The sequence below is a fragment of the Pelatocladus sp. genome (assembly GCF_059505505.1).
Map to the genome: position 1 here is coordinate 1 of NZ_JCACKS010000235.1, position 23,323 is coordinate 23,323.

General features: G+C 39.8%; 17 protein-coding genes and 2 pseudogenes. 7 read left to right on the top strand and 12 right to left on the bottom strand.

Going from position 1 to position 23,323, the window contains the following annotated elements:
* Window positions 1-90: 90 nt before the first annotated feature.
* Window positions 91-1,881 (top strand): hypothetical protein, encoded by a 1,791-nt coding sequence (locus AC5JMK_RS23020; RefSeq protein ID WP_495911114.1) that lies wholly within the window; start codon window positions 91-93, stop codon window positions 1,879-1,881.
* 201 nt (window positions 1,882-2,082) lie between these two features.
* Window positions 2,083-3,081 carry an aldo/keto reductase gene (locus AC5JMK_RS23025; protein ID WP_096677653.1) on the top strand — a complete coding sequence of 333 codons (999 nt, stop codon included), beginning with the start codon at window positions 2,083-2,085 and terminating at the stop codon, window positions 3,079-3,081.
* Window positions 3,082-3,292: 211 nt separating this feature from the next.
* On the opposite strand, the pseudogene AC5JMK_RS23030 reads toward AC5JMK_RS23025, so the two are convergent.
* The 5 genes and pseudogenes from AC5JMK_RS23030 to AC5JMK_RS23050 all read right to left on the bottom strand — a co-directional run.
* Window positions 3,293-3,967 (bottom strand): annotated as a pseudogene (locus AC5JMK_RS23030) (damage-control phosphatase ARMT1 family protein); the annotation flags it as partial.
* Window positions 3,913-4,665, bottom strand: coding sequence for an RNA-guided endonuclease InsQ/TnpB family protein (locus tag AC5JMK_RS23035; protein WP_495911125.1), 753 nt, complete (start codon window positions 4,663-4,665; stop codon window positions 3,913-3,915). The gene AC5JMK_RS23035 and the pseudogene AC5JMK_RS23030, both read right to left, overlap by 55 nt.
* Window positions 4,666-4,826: 161 nt before the next feature.
* Window positions 4,827-5,456 (bottom strand): annotated as a pseudogene (locus tag AC5JMK_RS23040) (ferritin-like domain-containing protein); the annotation flags it as partial.
* Between the two features lie 172 nt (window positions 5,457-5,628).
* Entirely contained in the window at window positions 5,629-6,144 is a 516-nt protein-coding gene (locus tag AC5JMK_RS23045; protein WP_096677650.1) for a DUF937 domain-containing protein, read from the bottom strand.
* Window positions 6,145-6,285: 141 nt separating this feature from the next.
* Window positions 6,286-7,995 carry a sensor histidine kinase gene (locus AC5JMK_RS23050; RefSeq protein ID WP_096677649.1) on the bottom strand — a complete coding sequence of 570 codons (1,710 nt, stop codon included), beginning with the start codon at window positions 7,993-7,995 and terminating at the stop codon, window positions 6,286-6,288.
* A gap of 280 nt (window positions 7,996-8,275) precedes the next feature.
* Here AC5JMK_RS23050 and AC5JMK_RS23055 point away from each other — a divergent pair, with 280 nt between their 5' ends.
* The 3 genes from AC5JMK_RS23055 to AC5JMK_RS23065 all read left to right on the top strand — a co-directional run bounded on the left by AC5JMK_RS23055 (window position 8,276) and on the right by AC5JMK_RS23065 (window position 11,307).
* Complete coding sequence (locus AC5JMK_RS23055; protein WP_096677648.1) at window positions 8,276-9,841, top strand: YcjF family protein; 1,566 nt, start codon at window positions 8,276-8,278, stop codon at window positions 9,839-9,841.
* Window positions 9,842-9,990: 149 nt separating this feature from the next.
* On the top strand, window positions 9,991-10,230 hold the full coding sequence (locus AC5JMK_RS23060) for a helix-turn-helix domain-containing protein (protein ID WP_096677647.1): 240 nt from the start codon (window positions 9,991-9,993) through the stop codon (window positions 10,228-10,230).
* 369 nt (window positions 10,231-10,599) lie between these two features.
* On the top strand, window positions 10,600-11,307 hold the full coding sequence (locus tag AC5JMK_RS23065; protein ID WP_096677646.1) for a M15 family metallopeptidase: 708 nt from the start codon (window positions 10,600-10,602) through the stop codon (window positions 11,305-11,307).
* Between the two features lie 52 nt (window positions 11,308-11,359).
* Here the strand turns inward: AC5JMK_RS23065 and AC5JMK_RS23070 are convergent, their stop codons facing one another.
* The 6 genes from AC5JMK_RS23070 to AC5JMK_RS23095 form a co-directional block, all read right to left on the bottom strand.
* Window positions 11,360-11,833 carry a TspO/MBR family protein gene (locus AC5JMK_RS23070; protein ID WP_096677645.1) on the bottom strand — a complete coding sequence of 158 codons (474 nt, stop codon included), beginning with the start codon at window positions 11,831-11,833 and terminating at the stop codon, window positions 11,360-11,362.
* Between the two features lie 240 nt (window positions 11,834-12,073).
* Window positions 12,074-12,547: a TspO/MBR family protein gene (locus tag AC5JMK_RS23075; protein WP_096677644.1), complete on the bottom strand. Its 474-nt coding sequence runs from the start codon at window positions 12,545-12,547 to the stop codon at window positions 12,074-12,076.
* Between the two features lie 241 nt (window positions 12,548-12,788).
* Window positions 12,789-13,241 (bottom strand): DoxX family protein, encoded by a 453-nt coding sequence (locus AC5JMK_RS23080; RefSeq protein WP_096677643.1) that lies wholly within the window; start codon window positions 13,239-13,241, stop codon window positions 12,789-12,791.
* A 72-nt stretch (window positions 13,242-13,313) separates the two neighbouring features.
* A complete protein-coding gene (locus tag AC5JMK_RS23085; RefSeq protein ID WP_096677642.1) occupies window positions 13,314-14,450 on the bottom strand; it encodes a Gfo/Idh/MocA family protein in 1,137 nt (378 codons plus the stop codon).
* 113 nt (window positions 14,451-14,563) lie between these two features.
* On the bottom strand, window positions 14,564-14,779 hold the full coding sequence (locus AC5JMK_RS23090) for a CAB/ELIP/HLIP family chlorophyll-binding protein (RefSeq protein ID WP_096677641.1): 216 nt from the start codon (window positions 14,777-14,779) through the stop codon (window positions 14,564-14,566).
* Between the two features lie 442 nt (window positions 14,780-15,221).
* A complete protein-coding gene (locus AC5JMK_RS23095; RefSeq protein WP_495911115.1) occupies window positions 15,222-16,865 on the bottom strand; it encodes an FAD-dependent thymidylate synthase in 1,644 nt (547 codons plus the stop codon).
* 204 nt (window positions 16,866-17,069) lie between these two features.
* Between AC5JMK_RS23095 and AC5JMK_RS23100 the strand changes: the two genes are divergently transcribed.
* Together AC5JMK_RS23100 and AC5JMK_RS23105 are read left to right on the top strand one after the other, a co-directional pair.
* Complete coding sequence (locus AC5JMK_RS23100) at window positions 17,070-18,269, top strand: lipid-A-disaccharide synthase-related protein (RefSeq protein WP_495911116.1); 1,200 nt, start codon at window positions 17,070-17,072, stop codon at window positions 18,267-18,269.
* Between the two features lie 128 nt (window positions 18,270-18,397).
* Window positions 18,398-20,134, top strand: a complete 1,737-nt coding sequence (locus AC5JMK_RS23105; RefSeq protein ID WP_096677638.1) for an ABC transporter ATP-binding protein — start codon at window positions 18,398-18,400, stop codon at window positions 20,132-20,134.
* A 203-nt stretch (window positions 20,135-20,337) separates the two neighbouring features.
* On the opposite strand, the gene AC5JMK_RS23110 is transcribed toward AC5JMK_RS23105, so the two are convergent.
* On the bottom strand, window positions 20,338-22,677 hold the full coding sequence (locus tag AC5JMK_RS23110; protein ID WP_495911117.1) for a PAS domain S-box protein: 2,340 nt from the start codon (window positions 22,675-22,677) through the stop codon (window positions 20,338-20,340).
* Window positions 22,678-23,323: the final 646 nt, after the last annotated feature.

A 23,323-nucleotide genomic window follows, 5' to 3' on the forward strand; every position in this document is an offset into this window, starting at 1 on the left:
TCTCATGATGTAATCTCTTTGTACTTCAATTTGAAGTGCGGAATGTGGGTTTAAAAATCCCAAAATATAAAAGGTGTGAGTCGAGTTTTTATGTTGTATCGTATTGTTTTTGTAATTATTTCATTGTTCCTAAATATTGGAGTAACTCAATTTGTACAAGCACAAGAACAGAATTCACAAACTCAAACCAATCAACAAACTCAAGAGCAGAATTCACAAACTCAAACTAATCAACAAACTCAAGAGCAGAATTCACAAACTCAAACTAATAATCCAGACAATAACAATAAACCTGGACTTGAGTCTGAACCTGACTTACTTCCAAGAGCTATAAAATTATCGATTGTGAATGGCGTAATTGAGTATTTGCAAAATACTAAACGAGTTACCATCGGATTGGAATGGTCTTTATTACCTGCTGATGAAATTTTACTAGAATCAGCAAGAGAATACTATGAAAAAGACGAACCAATAACCTGTTCAATTGGTAATGATAATCTTGGTAAATCAAATAAGTGGATTGAGAATCTATCTGAAAAATGTCAGCAACGTTTGCGTGAAGCATTAATGGTATCGGATCTCAAAACTTTAAATTCTGATCCAAATTCTCAGATAAAATTTCAAAAATATTGGAATCCTGAAGAAAATGGAGATGGTGTTCAGCTAGTTAGACAAGGATCTATCACAGCATCGGAGTATTTTGGTCTTCTGCGAGATAATATCCAAGTTACAAATTTATTGCAGAGTAAAGGTATTTCCTATTCTTTTGATGTTAGTGGAGCAACACCCCAAGGACAATTTCCCCGCATTAGTGATCAAGACATTACTTGGGATATGAAAATTTATAGGTTTGCTGTTGCACGTCCCCAGAATCAACCTATATATATTTATCGCTTTGTTGTCAAAGCTATTATAGAACCATTTAACCTCACTTTTGTGAAAGCGGAAAAGACAGATGCTAATTTGAACGTTGCAATTAGTTTTAAAAAAGGGGAAGAAACAGTAGGATTAAGTAATCGAAAGCTAATCGCTGAACCGATTCCAATAGAAATTAAAATGGCAAATGGTCAGCAAGCCAATTTAAAAAAAATAGAAGACGCCAAAGCTTTTACACAATTAAATACTGTTTTGAGTTTTTTCGGAAGTCCTGATTTAAGTCAAATAGTAAGTAATAATTTTTTGGGAGGGACTAATAACACTAGCATTATTACAGGTGGCTTGATTAATGATAAAGTAGCACAACCACTTATTGGAGTTAATCTAGATCTACTAGATTTAGGTAGTTCTAAAGCTGGTGGTTTATTCGGAATAGGATTAACTGATAATAACTCTCTGTATATTGGGCCTAGTTTCCAATATTCTATTCTTACCTTGTCGGCTGGGGCGAGAATTTTCGACAAAAAAGACTCTACAAGAGTAGAGCCAGCAGGTGTTATATCTTTTGATTTATCTCAAGTAATTGGTGGTAAACAACAAAATCGCAAGATTGAGCTTGATAGGAGCAAAGTTGGTGGAGACTGGGGAAAAGCCAGTGAAGAAATTGTCAAGAATTTAGCACTTGTAGATTGGGGAGTCACCCAAAATCCGAACATTCAGCAATCTTTGGTGCTAGTTAGAAAAAAAGATTGTGTAGGTAATGAAATTCAACCCAATGAATATGCTGAACTTCCAATTAAGATTAGTATAGGAGAGAAACCTAGCTTGAAGTTCATACCTCAAGGTAAATATAAATATCAAGGACTAGATAAATTACCGCTTATATATGAATTACATGATGATGGTGTCCCTGTAAACAAAGATGCCGAGATTAATTTTTGCCCTACTGGAGAAACCCAAACAGTAAAAAGGATTCGCTTGAGTGTAGAAATGGTTAATCGGTAAACTCTAAATTAAATCACCAAACAAGGTAAAAGTAAAAATTAAAAAGGCAAAAGAAAGAAAAAGAAATTTTGGGTTTTGCAGTCCCTAAGTTTATTTATGAGGATAATCTTTTTACTTTTTAATTGATTTGCTGTAAACTAAACCTGATTATTGTCATTTTCCTGCCGCATTAAATCTCATCACAGCAGTGGAGAAGTAATCATGTTAACGCGTCAGCTGGGAAAAAACGGGCCGAGTATATCAGCAATCGGTCTTGGATGTATGGGTATGTCGGATTTCTATGGACCAGCAGATCGAGAAGAAAGTATCGCAACTATTCATGCTGCTCTCGATGCAGGTATAACATTACTAGATACTGGTGATTTCTATGGAATGGGTCACAACGAACTGTTATTGCATGAAGCACTGACAGGACGACGACGGGAAGATTTTTTTATTGCAGTCAAATTTGGAGCGTTGCGATCGCCTGATGGTAATTTTATCGGTTTTGATGGTCGTCCTCAAGCTGTAAAAACTGCACTTGCCTATACATTACAGCGATTAGGAACCGATTATATCGATCTTTATCAACCAGCTCGTCTCGATCCCACAGTGCCGATTGAAGATACAATTGGGGCGATCGCCGAAATGATACAAGCTGGATATATTAGATATGTCGGATTGTCCGAAGCAAGTGCAGACACACTGCGACGCGCACATGCAACTCATCCGCTTACCTGGTTGCAAATCGAATACTCACTTCTCAGTCGTGGAATTGAAAAAGAAATTCTCCCGACTGTGCGAGAATTAGGTATTGGCGTCACCGCTTACGGCGTACTTTCGCGGGGTTTGTTGAGTGGTCATTGGTCAAAAGATCGCTCCCAAACAGCGCAGGATTTCCGGAGTCATTTACCGCGTTTTTCTGGAGAAAATCTGGATCGGAATTTGTCGCTAGTCGAAGCACTCCGCAATATTGCAGAAGAACAGAATGCAACTGTCGCACAAGTGGCGATCGCTTGGGTTTTGTCACGAGGTAATGATATCATTCCGTTGATTGGAGCGCGACGTCCCAATCGCTTAGAAGAAGCGCTCGGTGCAATCAATCTACACCTTACAGATGATGAACTAGCTAAAATTGAAGCAGCAATCCCACCTGATGCAGTAGCTGGCGATCGCTATGATTCAGGTCAGATGGCGATGTTGGATAGTGAAAAGAGTTGAGTTTTATTTGACGGGGATTGGGGATTGGGGATTGGGGATTGGGGATTGGGGATTGGGGAAAAGATTTTTTGATTCGTAAATAAGGTTTTTGATTCGTAAATAAGGTTTTTGATTCGTAAATAAGGTTTTTGATTCGTAAATAAGGTTTTTGCATAGCCGAATTTTTCAATCCGCTTATTCTTCCCCCGATTTCTGCAAGAAGTCTAATCAATTATTCTACAAACTGCACTACACCCCATTGTCCATTTGTCAACCAATCAGAATCGGATTTTGATACTTTTTCAATTACTTCTGGTTGCAAACCTACTGCTACTTCTGATTTAAGAGTACGTAAAGCCACAATTGGTACTGGTAAATAACACACAATATCTGCAATATTAGTTGTGAAATCCCAGTGTCTATCTCCCAATAATCTACGATAATTGGCATCTCCTTTAATAATCAATAAATCAGCAGTAGCTAATTCTTGTTTGAGTGATGCGGGTATTTCCCAAAAAGCTAGAGGTGATGTCCAAAAATAATCATCAGACAAAATCAACTTTCCTGATGCGATATAAGTTTTTAATCTTTCTGCAACAGTGACAATTTGCTGAGATTTAGATCCTGCTAAAAATTCAACTGTATCATGCACATCTTGAATCATAGCATCAGATACAAAAGTGGGGTGAGGTTTGAGGTGCAGCTTAATTTGATTAATGACACCACTACCCAACAAGAAATCTACCAAACACAAATCACAAATCAATTCAAATCCAGCATTATCAACGACAAAATCAACGCGTTGACATGTACTACTAATTAATAATTCTGTAACCAGGGAAGCATCATCGACTAAGATATGAGCTTTTTGATTTTCAATATCAAAATCACTGCGATCGCGTTCAAATCTCTGCACAAACTTGCATGACAAATAGGGCAATCGTGCATTCTTTGAGATAGCGGCTTTTTAACTTTATGACCACAACTAGAACATTCTTGGCTAGTACCGCTTGGATTGACAGCTATTACCTTCAAACCAGCATTTACGGCTTTGTTTGAAAGTATTGATACAAACTGCCCCCATCCAGCATCATTAATACTTTTAGCCAATTTTGTTTTAGCTAGCCCTTTGATATTCAATTTTTCTACAGCTACAACATCATACTTATCAAGTAGTTTTTTAGCTGAATGAAAGTGAAAATCTTTGCGAGTATCCGCAACTTTTTTATGTTGCCTTCCCAATTTCTCAATAGCTTTTTTGCGTCTGAGAGAACCTTTTTCTTTCCTTCGCCCCGTAACAAAATGATGTCTTTTGAATTGAGTATAGGTAAAAGTTTTATATTGACCTTTGCCTTTAAATCTTGGTCTACCAGACTTTTTACCCTTAACATCACCGTTTAACCATCTATCAAAAGCTAACTCAACCTTTTTAGGAACCTCTTGTAAAACTTGAGAGTGAATATCTTTATACCAAGGTCTATCAACTTTGAGTTGAACCAAAGACGCTTTTTGGTTGTAGTATAATGGTTGCTCTTTTAGTTCTGGTATATGGCAAATTAACGGACATCTATCAATAGGACAACGATTTGACACGCTACCAAACATAAAAAATGGCGATTCCACTCCTTCGGAGAAGCAAGCTACATCGACCCTCTGCTCTGTCAATCCACAGGATTGATTTGATTGTGGGTCAATTCGTCATCGCCCAAAAATTCATCCCGACGCTCAACGAAGCGATAGAGCGCGGGGCTTCTTTTTGATTAAGCTAAAATATCTTGGAGTGTACCTGTGGTATGCGCCATCAACCAGAGATACAAACAAGTCGCACCGTATTCTGTAGCTACACGGTGTAATCCGTGACAATATAAGTCTTCATGGGGGTCATCAGTGGGGAGATAACCTCGAACGGTGCGGAGGGTAGGTGTGATTTTTTCGCCTGTTAATTGCTGGTAGATTTTGAGTAAAGTAGGGGTGTGTTGACGTTCTTCTTTTTCCCACAAACCTAGTTCTGTTAAATTTCCATTTTCATCCACTGTTCCACCTACAAACCGCGCCATTTGTGGGTGTAAATTTTCTAAATACTGTCGGCTTGTTTGCGTATAGCCACGGATAGGTGCTTCTGTATCCAACGCACCCACAAGCACAGACAAAAATACTTCTGGCTTTATACAGATGATTTGGTTATAATTAATCACTTGCCAGTCAATCTGTTTCCAAGGACGCGGCTGGGGATTTTGAAATTGCAATGGTAAATCTTCCAGGCGATCGCACAATTGTTCGTGACTCAGATATCTATCTATAAGGGATTTAATCCGGCGTTGCGTCTGCAAGTAATGAGGCTGAGGATATAACTGACCTGCCAAATCTTCTGTAAGTGGGCTAGTGGAAATAAGCATATTTTGTTACTTAAAACTTTCACTCGTTGCCCAATAGGTTAAGCGACGTGATAGGTATTTGTCATTAAGGAGGGTTGGAAGAGATTTTTTATTGTTTAAAGATTTATAAAAAAGACTCACAAATAATCGTTGTTGTGTAAGGTTATTTGTGAGTTATTGATAAATAAAATATCTATCTTCCTAAATACCTAGTTGCCATCTGCATAGCATCAGCAATATCAACATCACCATCGTTGTCAGAATCTAGGAAGGAATTCAAGACAGAGTTCCCACCAGCTTGAGAACTCGCCCCAGTTTTCAAGAAATTCAGGACAATAGGAACCAACATTGGTAGTAGTTGTTGAATCATAGCAGCATCTAAACCTGTGCGTTGCGAAACAACTTCAGCCACCTGCTGTTGCATTCCTGGCGAAAATAGAGAGTTGACAGCTTGGGGATTAGGAGAAGTACCACTGTATTGATTAACAACAGCTTGTACTTCTTCGGTACCACCACTTGCTTGCTTTTCTTGCAAAGCAGAACGTACATAATTACCCACAATACCAACAACTGATTGCATAGTAGAAGGGTCTGCACCAGTAGCATTACTTAGCTGCTGTACAGTATTAACGATATCACCCAACTGTCCTGCACTACCTTGCTGGTTAGGATTAGCGATCGCATTGATAACTTGGTCAAAAAGTCCCATAAGTTTTTTTCCTTTACACTCACGGTAACAAAACCAAATGGTCAATGGTCAAGGGTCAATTTGTCAACTAGACCCGCTTGCAATTGAAATCGCAGTCTCATTTGCATTGTCTCCCTTGTCCCTGCTCCCCGATCCTTGTCTCTAACCAACCGGGAGGGCGATCGCAAATTCTGTACCTGAATTTAGTTCAGAATTATAAGTCAGCTTACCGCCATGTTTTTCGACAATAATCTGATGAGTAATCGCTAACCCCAGACCAGTACCAAGACCTCGTGGTTTTGTTGTGAAGAAAGTTTCAAAGATTTTATCTTGATTTTCTTTAGGAATACCAGACCCATTATCGGTTATTCGCACCACTACCCAATTACTATTCATGAGTTCTGTACTAATAGTAATTACAGGTACAAATTTTGAATCTTGAGCCATTTTGTCTTCTAAAGCATCAATAGCATTGATTAACAGGTTCATAAATACTTGATAGAGTAAGCCTGTGTAACCTGTTACAGGTTGAATCTCTCCATAATTGCAAACAACTTGAATACCTTTTTTCAGGCGATTTTGCAGAATTAATAGTGTACTGTCGATACAAGTATGTAAATTAACAGACTGAGCTTCATCGTTATCTAAACGAGAGAAATCTTTTAAACTCCTAATGATTTCTCGCGTTCTTTCTGCTCCAAATTCCATTGATTTCAGCAGTTTTGGTAAATCTTCTGCGATAAATACAAAATCAATCTCTTCTTCTTTCGCTTGGATTGCTTCGTTAGGATGAGGAAATTCAGTTTTATATATTTGTAATAAATCAAATAAGTCGTTTATATAAGTTTTGGCACTGCCTAAATTGCCATAGATAAAATTTACGGGATTATTAATTTCATGAGCAATACCAGCAATCATTCTGCCTAAGCTAGACAACTTTTCGCTTTGAATTAGTCGTTCTTCAGCCTCAGCATTTTGTGCTTTTAAAAGATATTTTACTTGTTGAATTAACTGGTTGAGAGAATCAGCGAGAGTCCCGACTTCATCTTTGGTTGTGACGGATGCTTGCAAATCAAAATTGCTTTCTTGGGTTACTTTTTGAGCAACTTGAGTCAGAGTTTGTAAGGGACGCACAATAAAAATACTTGTATAAATCGCCAAAATCACAGCGATCGCAGTTGACAGTAAAATGCTACCAATAATAATCTGAGCTTGCAAAACATTTGCTTTATTTTGGGCTTGATCAGCTTCTTGTTGGCGATCGCGAACTGTTTTTGCAAACTTGTTTAACTCATGGGTAAATTCATAAAAATCAAGTGCAGTTTGACTTTGAGCAAATTGTTGAATTAATTTCTGTGCTTTTGCTGCATTTTGTGGCTGAGAAGCAAGTGACAAAATTTCACCTACAAGCGTCTGGAATTCCTGAAAATATAGCTTGATATTACCCTGATTTTTTTTAATGAACGCCTGTAATTCTGTTTGTGATGTGCTTTGACTTAATTCTTCTAACTGAGAAAATAAAGTTTCAGCTTCTGCCAAATTTGTTTTGAACTCAGAAGTTTTTTGTCGCAGCATTGGCATTTTATTCAACAAAGGTAGAATTTCTTGTTGATAGGACTGAATTTCTAATAATTCTCCTTGCAGGGTACTAAATAAATGACTTTCTTCATCCGCCATTATCATTTGATGTCTGGCTTGTTGGAAGTGATTTTTGCCAACTAATAATCCCGCCGTTGTTCCTAAAACTGCGACTCCCAGGGTCAGACCATATCCAAGAATAATTTTTTGTCGAATACTCAGCAGATGGAACACTCGTTTAACCAAGTTATGGTACTGTTCTGGCGACTGTTTTAATTCAGATGATGGGGTCATGAGTTAATTAAATGTTGCAGTTTTCCATCTGGCGGGTTTCGAGTCTAAACTATCCTGATCTTAGTAACAAAGTATAATTTTATATGAAAAATTTTCTCAGTTTATCAAAACATACTTCTTTCTACTCTGGTGAAAAATACTGAAACAATTAATATTAAAAGCAGGATGAAGTCAGTGAACAGTAAACAGTGATCAATTGGTAACTGGTAACTGGTAACTGGTAACTGACAACTGATAACTGAATTTGCCTTCTGCCTTTTTGTGTTAGCCTGTGCCATCCATGCCTCTGTCGCGTATCGTTACGCTTATTGTCGGTCTAATTGTCATTTTGGGACTTTGCTTATGGCTGATTGACTCTCTGTCACGGCTTTATTGGCAATTGTCCTATTCTCCTTTTTTGGGCAATTTGCTGCTGTTTTTGATCATTGTCTTAATTGGTGCTTTAATCGCTGCCTTTGTATATTATGTACTAGTACTTCAGACTGGCGAAGAGCGATCGCGCCGAGCCAAAAGACAACGCCAACGAGTGCAAATTCCCGCCGCCAAATCAGAAGCAGCTTCTTCGACTCTGCAAGCTGTCAAGCAACAAGTAGCCCAAATTCAAGATGAAGTTGCACGCCAAGCTTTACTAAGTAAATCGCGAGAAATTGAAGCGAACCTCAAACGAGGTGAAATTCAAGTCGTGGTGTTTGGTACTGGTAGCGCTGGCAAAACTTCTTTAGTAAATGCGATTTTGGGACGGATGGTGGGCAGAGTAGACGCACCCATGGGAACCACCACAGTCGGAGAAACCTATTGTATGGGCTTAAGGGGTCTAGAGCGCAAGATTTTAATTACCGATACGCCGGGAATTTTAGAAGCGGGGATTGCGGGTACGGAGAGAGAACAATTAGCCAGAGAACTAGCCACCTCGGCAGATTTACTTTTATTTGTAGTCGATAATGACCTCAGACGTTCAGAATACGAACCTTTACGAGCCTTGGCAGAAATTGGCAAACGCTCTTTATTGGTATTGAATAAAACAGATTTATACACAGAAGACGATAAAGAAGCCATTCTCGCCAGATTGCGTCAAAGAGTGCGGGGGTTTATTGCTGCTGGCGATGTCGTGGCAATTTCTGCTAATCCTCAACCTGCACAGCTAGAAACTGGCGAAATGTTTAAACCAGAGCCAGAAATTATACCCTTATTGCGGCGAATGGCAGCAATTTTACGGGCAGAAGGTGAAGATTTAGTTGCAGATAATATTCTCTTGCAATCGCTGCGGCTGGGAGAAGAAGCTCGAAAACTAATCGATAGCCAGCGTCGCCGCCAAGCTGACAAGATTGTAGAACGATTTCAATGGATTAGTGCAGGTGTGGTATCAGTTACACCATTGCCAATGGTAGATTTACTAGCAACGGCTGCTGTCAACGCCCAAATGGTAGTAGAAATTGGCAGAGTTTACGGCTGTGAATTAAATATGGAACGGGGACGGGAATTGGCGTTGTCTCTGGCGAAGACAATTGCTGGTTTAGGGATTGTCAAGGGTGCGTTGGAGTTACTTTCTACGGCCTTGCAGCTCAATGTCGGTACTTTTATTATTGGTAGAGCAATTCAAGGTGTGACAGCTGCGTACCTGACACGTATCGCTGGTAAAAGCTTTATTGAATATTTCCGCAATGATCAAGATTGGGGCGATGGCGGGATGACGGAGGTTGTACAACGTCAGTTTCAACTTAATCGCCGCGATGAATTTATGAAGGCGTTTATCCAGGAAGCGATCGCACGAGTTGTCAGACCCTTACAAAGAAATGCTGAACTTGTGGAAGAAGAGGAAGAAAAAAGACTAGAAAGCGGAGATTAGTAGGGGCGTACAGCTTACGTCCCGACAACTCAAAATTTTGTGTAAATTTTCCATCTACATTTTTATTGTCTATAATCTGCCTAAACTTATCAAGAATATACAGAGAATTTACAATAAAATGAGAGTCTGAAAATTTACCTGTAATTAAAATGCAAGTTAAACGAACAATAGAAATTATTCTAGACTTTCCAGAACTAGGAAAACGAATTAAAGAGGCTAGGGAGAAAGACGGACGTTCCCTAACTCAGATTTGTCGCGACAGTGGAATCAGCCGTGCTTACTGGTATCAATTAGAAGGTGAAGACTTACGAGCGCCCGCCACAGAAGATATTATTCGCAAGATTGAACAAGCATTAAATATAGACTTGGGAGTGAAGTTTGATGATTGATGCTAATTTTTGTAGCTTATAGAATTAGCGATCGCATCTGTTTAACTTACTCGTACTAGGTGCTTTAGCGTTTGACGCGATCGCACCTTTGGGTTCTAATTCTTCTTTGGTAACAGATACTCACGCGCTTATTTGGTACTTAGGTTACTTTAAATTTAAATTATTCTGATTCACATATCTAAATAGTTCCAATAATTATTAAAACTAACAAAAGGACTCTAAGACACTAAGAAAAATACATTTCCTAATAAGTCAGCTTTTAGCTGACTTAAGCTATTAGCCCCAACTTTAGTTGAGGGCGGTAATATTGGATAATTGATAACGCCACAAGCTAACATTTGTAAAACGAAATTTTTACCTCACAAATCCATGAGACCTTATCATCATATTCCCATTCAAGAGTGTGGCGAACCGTTAGTAGCTATTCCCCTAGAAATGTTTGCGGTGGAATCTCCCCATCCTTATGAAAAATTAGGCGCACCTTATGGAAAACATTCGCCTTATTTTCTTCGCAAAAGCGTTGTTGAGAGTTTAATTGCAGCCCAAAATTATTTACAATTGCTGCGTCCTGACTGGCGGATTCAAATCTTTGATGCTTATCGTCCCGTAGCTGTGCAACAGTTTATGGTAGATTACAGTTTTGCTGAAGCGGTAAGAATAAGAGGACTTGTTAAGGCAAATTTATCAGCAACTCAGCGTCAAGAAATTTGGCAAGAAGTTTACAAAATCTGGGCTGAACCTAGTTTGGATGAGAAAACACCGCCACCTCATAGTACTGGTGCTGCTGTGGATGTAACTTTGGTGGATGAAAACGGCGAAATTGTGAATATGGGTTCGCTTATTGATGAAATGTCAGAGCGATCGCATCCTGATTATTATGACAATAGTGAACCACAACAAGCACAACAATATCACGCTCATCGTTTACTACTACAAGATGTGATGGAAAAAGCCGATTTTAAACGCAATCCCCGCGAGTGGTGGCATTTTTCTATAGGCGATCAGATGTGGGCTTGGTTACATAATCAAGCCGATCCAAGTAAAAATTTTATCGCACGCTACGCTAGATTGATGTAAGTACTGAATTGTTGATTGTTGGTTGTTTTGTAGTACCAACAATCAACAAAACTTACGCATCTTCAGGATTCAACTGAATTAATTCCTCGGTTGTATAAGTTCCAATTGGACTCCAAACCAAATAAGGAACAAGCAATAAACTAGCCACTCGAGAAACAGGTAAAACAAATAACGCTAGCACTATACCCAAAACAAGACCAACTGAACCAATAATTTCTCCGGTTCTGAGACTGCGAAACCTCAACATCAAGGGTATGTAAGTGACAGTAATAATTTCCAGCAACAAATAACAACCCATTAATAACCAGGTTATTAAACTACCTGGATTTTTTTGCCAAACAAAACTAGCAGAAGCAGCACCGCAAATAAAAATCACAGTCCAAATTAGGGGTATGAATGGTTCAAAAACTAGCCAACGCGGACGACTTAATTGTGTAAACCATTTCACATCACGTGGTGTGATTAAAAAACTACCAACTGCAACTAAAAAAGTTACAGCCCCAATTACCATCCAAGATTGAATCATTTTCTACTCTTTGGTGTGTATGCAATACGGTTCGGATAAGACAAATCGATTAACATTTAAATCCTGTACCAAACGCGATATATCGCGTCTGGTACAATCCCAAAATTATGACGAAAAATCCTTAACCGAACCGTATTGGGTGTGTATGAGTTTTACACAGCAATTTTGGCAATTTAGGATATGAGTTTAATCAGTCGTTAGTTATATTATTAATTGTTGATAGTTTATTCCAAATAACACTTACACATCTTGAGGATTAAGACGTTCCATTGCTTTAGTTGTATATGTACCAATTGGACTCCATAATAAAAAAGGTACAAGTAATAATGTTGCCCAAGCAGAAATGGGAAAAACTGCGATCGCTAATATCACCCCAATCACAAAACCTGTTCCGCCGAGAATCGTACCGACTCTCAAATGACGAGTTCTAAACATTACAGGAGTATAGGCGATAGTAACTATTTCTAAAAGTAAATATAATCCCATTAATAACCAGGTTGTGGTCGTTCCTGGGTTCTTTTCCCAAACAATATAAGCAGACCAAGCACCACAAACAAATATCACAGTCCAAATCACAGGAATTGCTGCTTCAAATGTTAGCCATCTTGGTCTTTCTAGACGTTTAAACCATTTGCGATCGCCAGGAGTGATAAAGTTTGCAGCTAAAGCAACTAAGAAAGCAACCCCACCAATTACCATCCAAGATTTAATCATGCATTATTGCCTCACCCTTTGAGATATAGTACAGCACGGCGTAAATAAAGCAACCATTTAAAATAGTCGAAAAGCTTATAAAATAAGCATTCTTTCTTTTTACTTTTGCCTTTTTACTTTTGCCTTATTGTACTAGTCAGATTTTGGCAATTTGCACGTTTATTAATCATCCATCCTTGGTTTGAAAATTGGCAAATCCGAATCTAACATTAGAGAGAAAATGCATAATAAATTCACAAATTTACTTAACCAAAGAAGAATCCTTCAACTGTTTTGCAACTTCTGACGCTCCAAATTGTGCTTCTGGTTTGCGAGTATACCAATATGCCCAGGCAATTAACACTGCTTGAAAAGGTAGCCTTGCTATATAAAGTAACTGATTGTGAGGAATTCCCTCAACATTAATGTTGTGTATTGTCATATAAATATTAGCAGGAAACACAGCAATAAATAAGGCAATTAATCCCCAAGCTGCGGCTACACTAACAAATGGAATCATTAAACCAATACCACCGAGAATCTCAAAAAAACCACTAATATAAACAGATGCAAATGGTGGAAATGGTGGTGGAACAATGCGGGCGTATTGCTCAGGTCTGATAAAATGTGTAATCCCAACAAAGATAATAGCAACTGCAAGCACACCGCGAAGAATTTCTTTGCGACGATGAATGAATTTAGGCAAGAAAGACATAGAAAATATCACAAACGCTGATCAAATTTTAAATATTGACACGTTATCCTACTTCTATCCCAAGTTAGCTTTTCATCTCTCCAAAAATTGTTTTAAACTAGGCACATCAACCCAGTTTGATTTCATATTTGATTCATGTGATAAATCCATCAATAATTGAGAATAAATCCCTTCTCGCAAAGAAGGAACAATTTCTTCTCCTTGATCAATTCCCTGTACCCATTGATCTACAACTCTGAGAAATGCAGAAATACGACCATCGGCGTAATTTTTAGGAAAAATTAAACGATTAGGAACTTCTATCTCTGTTAATTGTTTACCAGGCTGAGATGCCCAAACACGAAAACCGTGGATATAATCTTTTTGATTCTCGCTACCTAAAACTAAAGTACCGCGATCGCCATACACTTCCAACCAATGTGTACGAGATGCATGTACCACCGCACTGATAGAAATTTGACAAGGTGTCCCATCTGTTAATTCCAGCATCAACATGCAGGTGTCATCAGTATTCACTGGCTTTAATTCACCTGTGTTAGCGTCTTGTCGTTCGGGTATAGCTGTACTGAAATAAGCGCTTAATCTGCGTACAGGTCCAAACAACCAGTTAATATAATCAAAAGTGTGAGAGCCTAAAGAACCTAATGCACCACCACCTTTGTGTTTTTGCGAATACCAGTTCCAAGGACGTCCAGCATCAGCACGAGAAGAACCCAACCAATCAATTCTAATTAAGCGTTTATTACCGACATAGTTTTCTGATAAAAGTTCAGCAAATAATTGCCATCCAGGTACAAACCGGAATTCAAAATCTACAGTAGCAATCACACCTTTTGATTTTGCCAAAAAATAAAGTTCTTTAGCTTCGTCTACATTTAAAGTTACAGGTTTTTCTAGTAATACATGTTTTCCAGCTTGCAAAACTTCCTTAGCCATTTCGTAGTGAAGAAACGGTGGTGTCGCGATGCTGACTGCTTGGACTTCGCTGAGAGAAACAATCTCTGTAATAGTATCGCAGGCGTAAGGAATATTTTGTGATTGGGCTATAGCTTGAGCTTTTGCTAAATCTCGGTGATAAACAGCAATCACTTGGGTACGAGGATGAGCCTTAAATGCGGGTATGTGGACTTTTTGACCGAACCCTGTACCGACAACTGCAACACCGATGGGTTGCTCATTAGCTGAACTGTAATGGGATGTGGATGACATAAGTTTATTGAGCCGTCGCTGACTATAAATAAAAAAATGTAGAGATATAAAAGATTTTACATCTCTACATATGGATAGATAAAAAAGCGTCAGTGATCTGAAAACTTGATTATTTACAGATTGGCAAAAAGATCAAAGACACCGTGTCCTGTGAATACTTCAAATGCAATCAAAGACACAAAGCCAATCATTGCTAAACGACTGTTGAGTACTTCAGCGTAAGGAGTGAACCCAGTGCGATCGCCTTGTTCATCTACGTAAACCTTTGGCTCGACCGCAAAGTTGTTCATTTTACCTTGATCATCAATGATTGCACCGTTTGTACGCATGAGTATTTCCTAAATGAATGAATGGGATAATTGCATTTATATTAAGAATAATAACAATAAAGTTAAAAAATGTAAAGAGAATAAGTTCATAAACGAAGTGCGATCGCGTGGGTTGGGCGCGATCATGAGTAGGTGTTCAGGATCTGGATCTGTCAATATAAAGATGTTCTTAAATAAAGCGTACAGACGGCTGCATTCACAATGTAGGTCGATACATTCACAATGTAGGTCGATACATTCACAATGTAGGTCGATACATTCACAGTGCAGGTCGATACATTCACAGTGCAGGTCGATACATTCGCAATGTAGGTCGATACATTCGCAATGCAGGTGCCACAGTATTACCGCAAGGCGCAAACAGGATTAGCTCGTCACGTGGTAAAATATCATTCGCCAGCTGTATCCTTAAGAGAAGTTGGGCATCTTTATAGATGAACCACTAGCTACTCGAAGTTTGGTTTTGATTTAGCTGCTGCAATTTTGTATCAATTTTCTGCTCCGCCGCTAATCGCTCTAAAGCATAGTCATTTAGATCTACGAAATGCATGTTAGCCACCAATGCTGGGTGAACAGAATTAATATGTCGATATATTTCTTGAGCAACTGTGCGGTACGAAGGATGTCCTTGTCGCGAACTTCGTAATTCAACAAGATGATAAACTTCACGTAGATTTAATTTTATTCGCCAGCGTACTCGATAGGCAAAGGGTACAACATATTGTGCTGCATCTGGTAAATCTTGGCTAATCAACTCAGTTGTTTCGCCTGCATATTCCAAAGCTTTACGGTAGGTTTGTGCAAGGTTCGCTTCTTCTAGTTCCGTTGGAAGTACATACCCATGACGAACACAGTAGTGTTGGCGTTCTTGTGTGAGAACACGATGTCGATGCAAATCACGATACGCACCAAGATCAGCCAGCACATCAAAGGTATAGTAAGTTTCTTCAAAAGCACGTCCGGGACGATGGAAGCGTGAGGAGCGATCGCCTACATAGGTGTTGATAATCTCTACTCGCTCTTGAGTTGATAAAGCACTAACGTATGCTTTGACTTGCTCAAATGTCAAATCAGTGTGAGGATAAAGAATTGCTACAACAATCTTGACTTCTGCATCTGGATCGTAATCAATTAATTGAACAGTAGAACTTGATGCTGGCTCAATTTGTCCTAAATGTTTTTGTGTAAGTAATTGTGTGCATTCCCAATTTTTTGATAAATAACGGGCAAATTGAGCGCCCCGTTCACTTTTTGCACGCTTGACAAACGAAGGTATGATTTGATCTAATTCTTGTTGCATAGAAACCCCAAGGTTACGCACTTCTTGGTGAGGTGAAGCAGCAAGCTTGACTAGCAAATACTCAAATGCTCGTCCATTGCCAAACAACCCAACATTAGTTAGAGTTGCCATTGGCAGTAAACCACGCAACAAGTCAAAAGTTTTAGCTCTTGTGGCACTGTTATATGCCCGCTCAGAACTAGTAGTATTTCTGGGAGTACGAGCTTGCACCCAATTTAACAGAGGCTCAATTAATGCAGTATAAGTATCAAATAAATGATCTAATGTTGCCTCATAACGCTCTGCATGGCCTGATACCATAATCGACGGTTCGCGATAGTAGCGGTAGCGTCCGTTGATTTTTCGATTAAACGGAACGTATCTGGTTGACTTCTCCAGTGGGGAAATTCCTAAGCGACTGTCCTCTAGAGCTTTAGCTGCAATATTACTAATTCCTTCACAAGCAAGGTGTGCGCCTCCTAATTCTGCTACTGAGTCATCACCATAACCAATCAAGACGCGATCGTAAAAAGCCTCTGCTTGTTGAATCGCCACTAATTGGTCAGCGTTATTTTCCAAGCCAGCGCCAACGATACGAGCAAAACTAGCTTCCGGTGCTTTGATAAACTCATCTAGTAAGATACGGCGTAAACTTTTATCACTACGGCTGTAGCGCGAGAACAATGCACCCTTGACAACTTCCGGCAAATTCCGCAAACCAAAGACAGTACGATCTGAATTTGTGATAAAAGGCTGTAACAACAAGCTCTCCTGTTCGGTGAGCAACTCTTCCAAAAATTCTTCCATATCTACCCTCAGTTTAGTGCTGCGATCGCTCCTTGCCTATTTTGCCTCAGCTATCAGTCGCTTAACTTTTGCAATCACGTGACTTTGAGAAGTCATGTATTTTCTAACCAGAATATTCAAGTCACCTATCCTACCATTTAGATTTAACGCGAGAGTCCAGTATATGCGGTGATATAATTTTATGCCCAATCCCCAATCCTCAATATGTCTTCCAAGCGAATCTTATTTATCAGTAACGGTCATGGAGAGGACAACCACACCTCTCATGTAATTCAAACCCTGCGTCAATTGTCTCCTTCTATTGAAATGGCAGCAATGCCAATTGTGGGGGAAGGAAAAGCTTACCGTAACTTGAATATCCCCATAATTGGCCCAACGCAAAAAATGCCCTCTGGGGGATTCTTCTATATGAGGCGTTTGTATTTGCTCAAAGATTTTCAATCGGGATTAATTGGCTTAACCTGGCGACAGTTACAAGCGGTATTGCAGTATGCTCCCGACTGCGATTTGATCATGGCTACTGGGGATTTTATTTCCCAGACATTTGCTTATTTAACCAAGCGTCCCTTTGTCTCTTTTATTTCTTGTCTTTCGGCGCTTTACGAAGGCAAATTGCGTCTGAATCCGCTTTTGTGGCACGATCTAAATTCTTCTCGATGCTTGACAGTTTTCACCAGAGATGAATATACAGCTGGTAATCTGCAACGGCAAGGTATAACTAAAGCTCAGTTTGGTGGTATCCCGGCTTTAGATTGGTTCGTTCCCAGTGGCAAAAACTTGGATCTCAAACCAAATATTCCGGCGATCGCTCTGTTACCAGGATCTCGAATACCTGAAGCCGCGCGAAATTTCCGTTTGCAGTTGCAATTAGTATTAGAAATTGCCAAAGTGTCGTCTGGACAAGAAGTACAGTTTTATGCAGCCTTAGTACCAGATTTGATGCAGGAACTAGATGACATTGCCAAAAGTCAAGGTTGGCAGCACGAACAAGGTATACTCACCTATGCTTCTGCTGGAAGTTCTCCTGTGGAAGTTAGATGTTACTCAGATGCCTTCAGTGACATTGTATGTTACTCTACCCTCGTAATTGGTATGGCAGGATTGGCAGTGGATTTAGCAGTTGCGATCGGCAAACCTATTATCCAAATTCCCGGCGAAGGGCCGCAATTTACCTATCAATTTGCAGAAGCACAAACCCGGCTGTTGGGTATAAATGCCCAAACTATCGGTACTAAACCTGCAACTCTTGAGATTCTTCAGCAAGCAGCTCGCCGATCAATTGAGACTTTGCAGGATGTGGACTACCTCGCCAAGTGCAAAGAAAATGGGCCTCAGCGATTTGGTCCCCCTGGTGCATCTGATAGAATTGCCCGCTTTTTGCTAGCCAATCTAGGAGAAAATTAGTATTTGCTGCTAAAGCTGCCGATTCTCAAGAAATAAACAGAATTTCCCCGTTCCCCATTCCCCTTTCCCCTTTCCCCTTTCCCCATTCCCCGTTCCCCATTCCCCTTTCCCTTTCCGTGCAACTACTTATGAAAGTCCGCTCTAGTTACTGGCAACTGTTACCTTATCTTTGGCCCGAATGGCCTTTGTTAGTTCGGGGATTAATTTGTATTTTAGGATTTGTGTTATTTACCCTAGCATTACCCTACCTAGCAGGTCAGGTCGCTTTTTTTGTTGGTCAGGGAAAAGTTAACCAGATTGCTTACTGGCTCGGACTAGCCACTCTAGTATTTTTGGTGCGGGGACTTTGCCAATATGGGCAGAATGTCTTTATGATCGCTGCTGCTCTCAACATGGTTTTAAACTTGCGTAAGCGAGTCTACGCCCATCTGCACAAACTGGGATTGGATTTCTTTGAAACTACACAGACTGGCGATCTTACTTATCGCCTAACTGAAGATATTGACCGAGTAGGCGAGATTGTTGACAAGCTATCCCATCAGTTTCTTTCCAATTTTTTGCAGTTAATAGCGATTCCCGCTTACATGCTCTACCTAAATTGGAGATTGACTCTTGCAGGTATGATTTTAGCTCCTTTGATGGCTTGGTTAATCGGATTATTTGGTCAGCGATTACTTGTTCTATCTCGCCAAAGTCAAAATCATGTTTCTAATCTGTCTGCATTGCTAACTGAAGTATTTAGCGGTATTCGCATTGTTCAGGCTTTTGCAGCCCAAGGATATGAAGTCAAGCGGTTCAACCAAGAAGCAGAATACAATCGTCAGGCTAGGTATCGCGCTCAACAACTCAAATCGATTCAGTTTCCGGTGGTAGGTTTTTTGGAAGCAGTTAGTATTATGCTGCTGTTTTTATTGGGAGGATGGCAAATTTCCCAAGGAAACCTAACTTCTCAAGGGTTTATCAGCTTTTTGACTGCTGTGGCTCTACTAATCCAGCCCATCGACCTGATGATTAGCAATTATAACGAGTACAAACAAACCGAAGCTTCCGTCGAACGCATCTTTGAACTAATGGCGAGAAAGCCTAGTATCAGCGAAAAACCAGATGCAAAAGAACTGCCACGAGTTGTTGGTAAGGTAAAGTATCGTGATGTCAATTTTGCCTATGATCCTGGTCAGCCAGTCTTAAAGGATCTGTGTTTACACGCTTGTCCTGGGGATGTGATCGCCTTAGTTGGTTCTTCTGGAGCCGGAAAATCAACGTTAATTAATCTGTTACTTCGCTTTTACGATCCTCAGTCAGGTCAAATTTTGATTGATGGTATTGATCTGCGTGATGTGAGGTTGAATAGCCTCCGCCGTCAAATTGGCATTGTACCTCAAGAAATTACCTTATTTTCAGGAACGATCGCTCAAAATATTGGTTACGGTCAAGAGGAATTAGATTTAAAAGCAATTCAGGAAGCTGCAAAGATTGCCAATGCTCACTCTTTTATTACCCAATTTCCTCAAGGCTATCATACCTGGGTCGGCGAGCGGGGCGTGAACCTATCGGGAGGACAGCGCCAGCGACTAGCGATCGCCAGAGCAATAGTCAACAATCCACGAATTCTCATCTTGGATGAGGCCACTTCAGCCCTAGATTCGGAATCAGAAGCACTAGTTCAAGAAGCACTTGAGCGAGTGATGCACAATCGTACTGTGTTTATTATTGCCCATCGCCTCAGCAGCGTTCGTCGCGCAGACTCGATTCTCGTTCTAGAACAAGGACAAGTGGTTGAAGAAGGTACCCACGCATCTCTATTATCTAAGGAAGGCAGGTATGCTCGTTTTTACGCCCAACAATTTTACGACCCCAACAACTAGTACAACAAGGCAAAAGTAAAAAGTAAAAAGTAAAAAGGCAAAAGAAAGAAAGCTTATTTTATAGGCTTTTCAGCCATTTTGTAGACGCGGAGCGGCTTCTTGGAGGGTATGGTAGCTTTATTTCCGCCGACCTGTACTAGTAGAGACGCGAAATTACCCTGCGGGAACGCTAAAAGCGAACGTGTCTCTACATTTGTGCCAACCTAACCAAAATATTGCATCAGTATTGATTCAATTTGAACAATACCAATAGGCTTGAACAGACATGCATTAGCACCAGCTTGGAGGGCGCGATCGCGTAATGCATCTGATTGAGTGTTGGTATAACCGCAATCTAAGCTTGGATCATCATTGTTTGTTGCGATCGTGTTTGATGTGATAGTCACCACAATTAAATCTTGCAAATCTGGGTTTTGTCGTACTGTACTCAACAAATCCCAGGCGCTGATGTCTCCTGCTGATTCTAAATCCAACAAAATTAAATCAGGCTTTTGGTTTTGCACTCGCTCCCAAAAATCACTGCTATTGCAGATGCACTCTGCATGATAGCCAATTGTTTGCAGATAATCTCGCAGCAATATGTCAGTTTGTTCTTCATCTTGTACCAATAAAATCTTTTTTGTGATGCACGTAGCCGGATAATGAGAAGTTGCATTAGGTTGGTATAAGTTTCCATCGGATGAAGAATAATTAGTGGCATTTGCTACTTGATTCGTAGTAAAGCTATGTGTTTTTATTGAGCTTGGTTGTTCAACAGATTGCTTGTTGTCAACACCAAGTATCTCCCCAGAAAACTGTTTTTCTTCTTCTCGTGAAGAGGCTTGATCCGGCAAAAACAATGTAAAATGACTACCTTTTCCTAGCACAGATTCTACTGTGACATCACCACCATGTAAACGTGCTAACTTGCGTGTTAAGGCCAAACCCAAACCTGTCCCTTCATACTGACGATTGAGGCGACTATCAAGCTGTTTGAAAGGTTCAAACAAGAATTGAAACTGACTAGGATCAATACCAATGCCTGTGTCTGAGACTGTAAATATTATACCTTGAGGTACTTTTTTTACTTCTAAACACACCTTGCCTGCGGCGGTGAATTTAATCGCATTAGTCAACAAATTGAGTAACATTTGCTTGACTCGTCGCTCATCACCAATACAAAATTCTGCTTGTTGCTCAATTTTGGTGATTAATTGTAGTTTTTTTTCTTCGGCGCGATCGCAGACTGTAGATATTATATACTCACACAAATCTTTTACTAATAATTGAGATAAAAATAGTTCTTCTTTACCTGCTTCTACTTTAGACAAATCGAGAATATCGTTGATTAGTGCCAGTAGATGTTCGCCACTGCTATGAATACAATTGACATACTCTTTTTGCTTATCATTAAGAGTCCCCATCATTTCTTGTTGCAGCAACTGAGACAAGCCCATAATTGCATTTAGAGGCGTTCGTAATTCATGACTCATAGTTGCTAAAAATTCACTTTTGGCACGGCTTCCAGCTTCTGCTGCTTCTTTACTTTCACAGAGTTCTAATTCCGTGTGCTTGCGTTCGGTAATGTCCTCAATCATAGCGAGGAAATACTCAGGTTGACCATTTTGACTCGAAATCAAAGAAATATTCACCAAAGTCCAAACAATTTGACCATTCTTATGTAAAAAGCGTCTTTCCATCTCTAGGCGATCGCAATTTCCCGAACTCAGTTGTTGATAGAGTTCTAAATCTCTCTCTGACTGAAAAATATAATCTGTAAAACGCTTACCAAATAAATCTTCTCGACTGTAACCCAGTATCTGACACAATGCTGGATTGATATCCACAATCTGCGCTTTCATATCTACCAATCCAATTCCCACCAAGGATCGCTCAAAAATTGCCCGAAACTCTGCTTCACTCTGCTGTAGCGCTTCCTGTGCGGCTTTACGTTCGCTAGCTTCGATTGCCAAAGTGACAAAATCAGCGATCGAACCTGCAAAATTTTCTTCTTCTAATGTCCACTGACGAATCCGGCCAATGTGTTCGTGACATACCACTCCCAGCAAATTACCCCCCAACCAAATCGGTGCATTCAACACAGATGCAATACCAAATCCAGATAAATATGGCTCTGATAATTCTTGGGTTCTATTATCATTACAAGCATCATGCGCTGCGATGCTGCGTTGTTCTTCCAAAGCCTGAAAGTATGCAGGAAAATTTGCTTTTAAAAGCGACATTCCACTACTATGAACCTGAGTTATTGTGTCATATAAATCGACGCATTCAACTTTGGAATGGTCAATATTATATAACCAAACACTGACTCGCTCTACTTCTATTGTTTGGGCAGCAGCTTCTGTGATTTCCCTTAATGCTGCCTTGAGATTTCCTTGTTGTAAAGTCTTGCTTTTAGCTAATTGAACTAAAGTTTTACTTTGTTTTCGCAGACAAATTTCTCTTTTTTGGAGTATTTCTTTCACCTGTCTATGTTCTGTAATGTCTCCGATTGGCACTAATCGAATTTTTTGTCCCTGATCAGGAATGAGATTGTCTTGCATTTTGCCTGGAAAAGAAAAGCCATTATTGTTTAATACAATTAATTCAAATAATTTTTCAGACTGGAAAAATAAATTTTATAATTAAATTTTAATATTACTAGTTTAAAGGCTTTTTTCTCAGAGGATGGGAGCATCCCAAATGTTTAAAATCCCCATAGACTGGAAGTCTGGGGCTATACAGACAAAGCCTGCCTACGCAGGCTAGAGTTATAGCAGTTCTCGGTTGTGTCCAATACGTACCCCACCCCTTAATCCCCTCCCCGCAAGCGGGGAGGGGAGGTTTTGCGTCAGCAAAGCCGGGGTGGGGTTCCGACTGTATTGCAATCGAGTCAGAAGTGCTATGGTCCGCGCAGGCGGACTTGGTTTATGTAAGTCTTTTTCAAAAATTGGGATGCTCGCGGGTAAAATCTAGCTATTAGCCGTTTTCACCATAAATAAAAAGCCCTACTGGTGTATGAGAAACGCAGTAGGGTATAAACCGTGTTTAAGTGTGTTGAAGAGTAAGACAAATTTACTTGTTATTGGTTGTGAATGGTTAGTTGTTGGTTGCTTGGCACTACCAGTGACTAACATTTGGTCATCAACAATATCAATATCTCAAACTAATATGTCAGTGCTGTGTAATTAATGTGAAATTCTTGTTTCA

Bases quoted from the DNA above. Each gene is read 5' to 3' on its own strand.
- AC5JMK_RS23020 (WP_495911114.1), top strand. From the start codon at position 91: ATGTTGTATCGTATTGTTTTTGTAATTATTTCATTGTTCCTAAATATT.
- AC5JMK_RS23025 (WP_096677653.1), top strand. From the start codon at position 2,083: ATGTTAACGCGTCAGCTGGGAAAAAACGGGCCGAGTATATCAGCAATC.
- AC5JMK_RS23035 (WP_495911125.1), bottom strand. From the start codon at position 4,665: ATGTTTGGTAGCGTGTCAAATCGTTGTCCTATTGATAGATGTCCGTTA.
- AC5JMK_RS23045 (WP_096677650.1), bottom strand. From the start codon at position 6,144: ATGGGACTTTTTGACCAAGTTATCAATGCGATCGCTAATCCTAACCAG.
- AC5JMK_RS23050 (WP_096677649.1), bottom strand. From the start codon at position 7,995: ATGACCCCATCATCTGAATTAAAACAGTCGCCAGAACAGTACCATAAC.
- AC5JMK_RS23055 (WP_096677648.1), top strand. From the start codon at position 8,276: ATGCCTCTGTCGCGTATCGTTACGCTTATTGTCGGTCTAATTGTCATT.
- AC5JMK_RS23060 (WP_096677647.1), top strand. From the start codon at position 9,991: ATGCAAGTTAAACGAACAATAGAAATTATTCTAGACTTTCCAGAACTA.
- AC5JMK_RS23065 (WP_096677646.1), top strand. From the start codon at position 10,600: ATGAGACCTTATCATCATATTCCCATTCAAGAGTGTGGCGAACCGTTA.
- AC5JMK_RS23070 (WP_096677645.1), bottom strand. From the start codon at position 11,833: ATGATTCAATCTTGGATGGTAATTGGGGCTGTAACTTTTTTAGTTGCA.
- AC5JMK_RS23075 (WP_096677644.1), bottom strand. From the start codon at position 12,547: ATGATTAAATCTTGGATGGTAATTGGTGGGGTTGCTTTCTTAGTTGCT.
- AC5JMK_RS23080 (WP_096677643.1), bottom strand. From the start codon at position 13,241: ATGTCTTTCTTGCCTAAATTCATTCATCGTCGCAAAGAAATTCTTCGC.
- AC5JMK_RS23085 (WP_096677642.1), bottom strand. From the start codon at position 14,450: ATGTCATCCACATCCCATTACAGTTCAGCTAATGAGCAACCCATCGGT.
- AC5JMK_RS23090 (WP_096677641.1), bottom strand. From the start codon at position 14,779: ATGCGTACAAACGGTGCAATCATTGATGATCAAGGTAAAATGAACAAC.
- AC5JMK_RS23095 (WP_495911115.1), bottom strand. From the start codon at position 16,865: ATGGAAGAATTTTTGGAAGAGTTGCTCACCGAACAGGAGAGCTTGTTG.
- AC5JMK_RS23100 (WP_495911116.1), top strand. From the start codon at position 17,070: ATGTCTTCCAAGCGAATCTTATTTATCAGTAACGGTCATGGAGAGGAC.
- AC5JMK_RS23105 (WP_096677638.1), top strand. From the start codon at position 18,398: ATGAAAGTCCGCTCTAGTTACTGGCAACTGTTACCTTATCTTTGGCCC.
- AC5JMK_RS23110 (WP_495911117.1), bottom strand. From the start codon at position 22,677: ATGCAAGACAATCTCATTCCTGATCAGGGACAAAAAATTCGATTAGTG.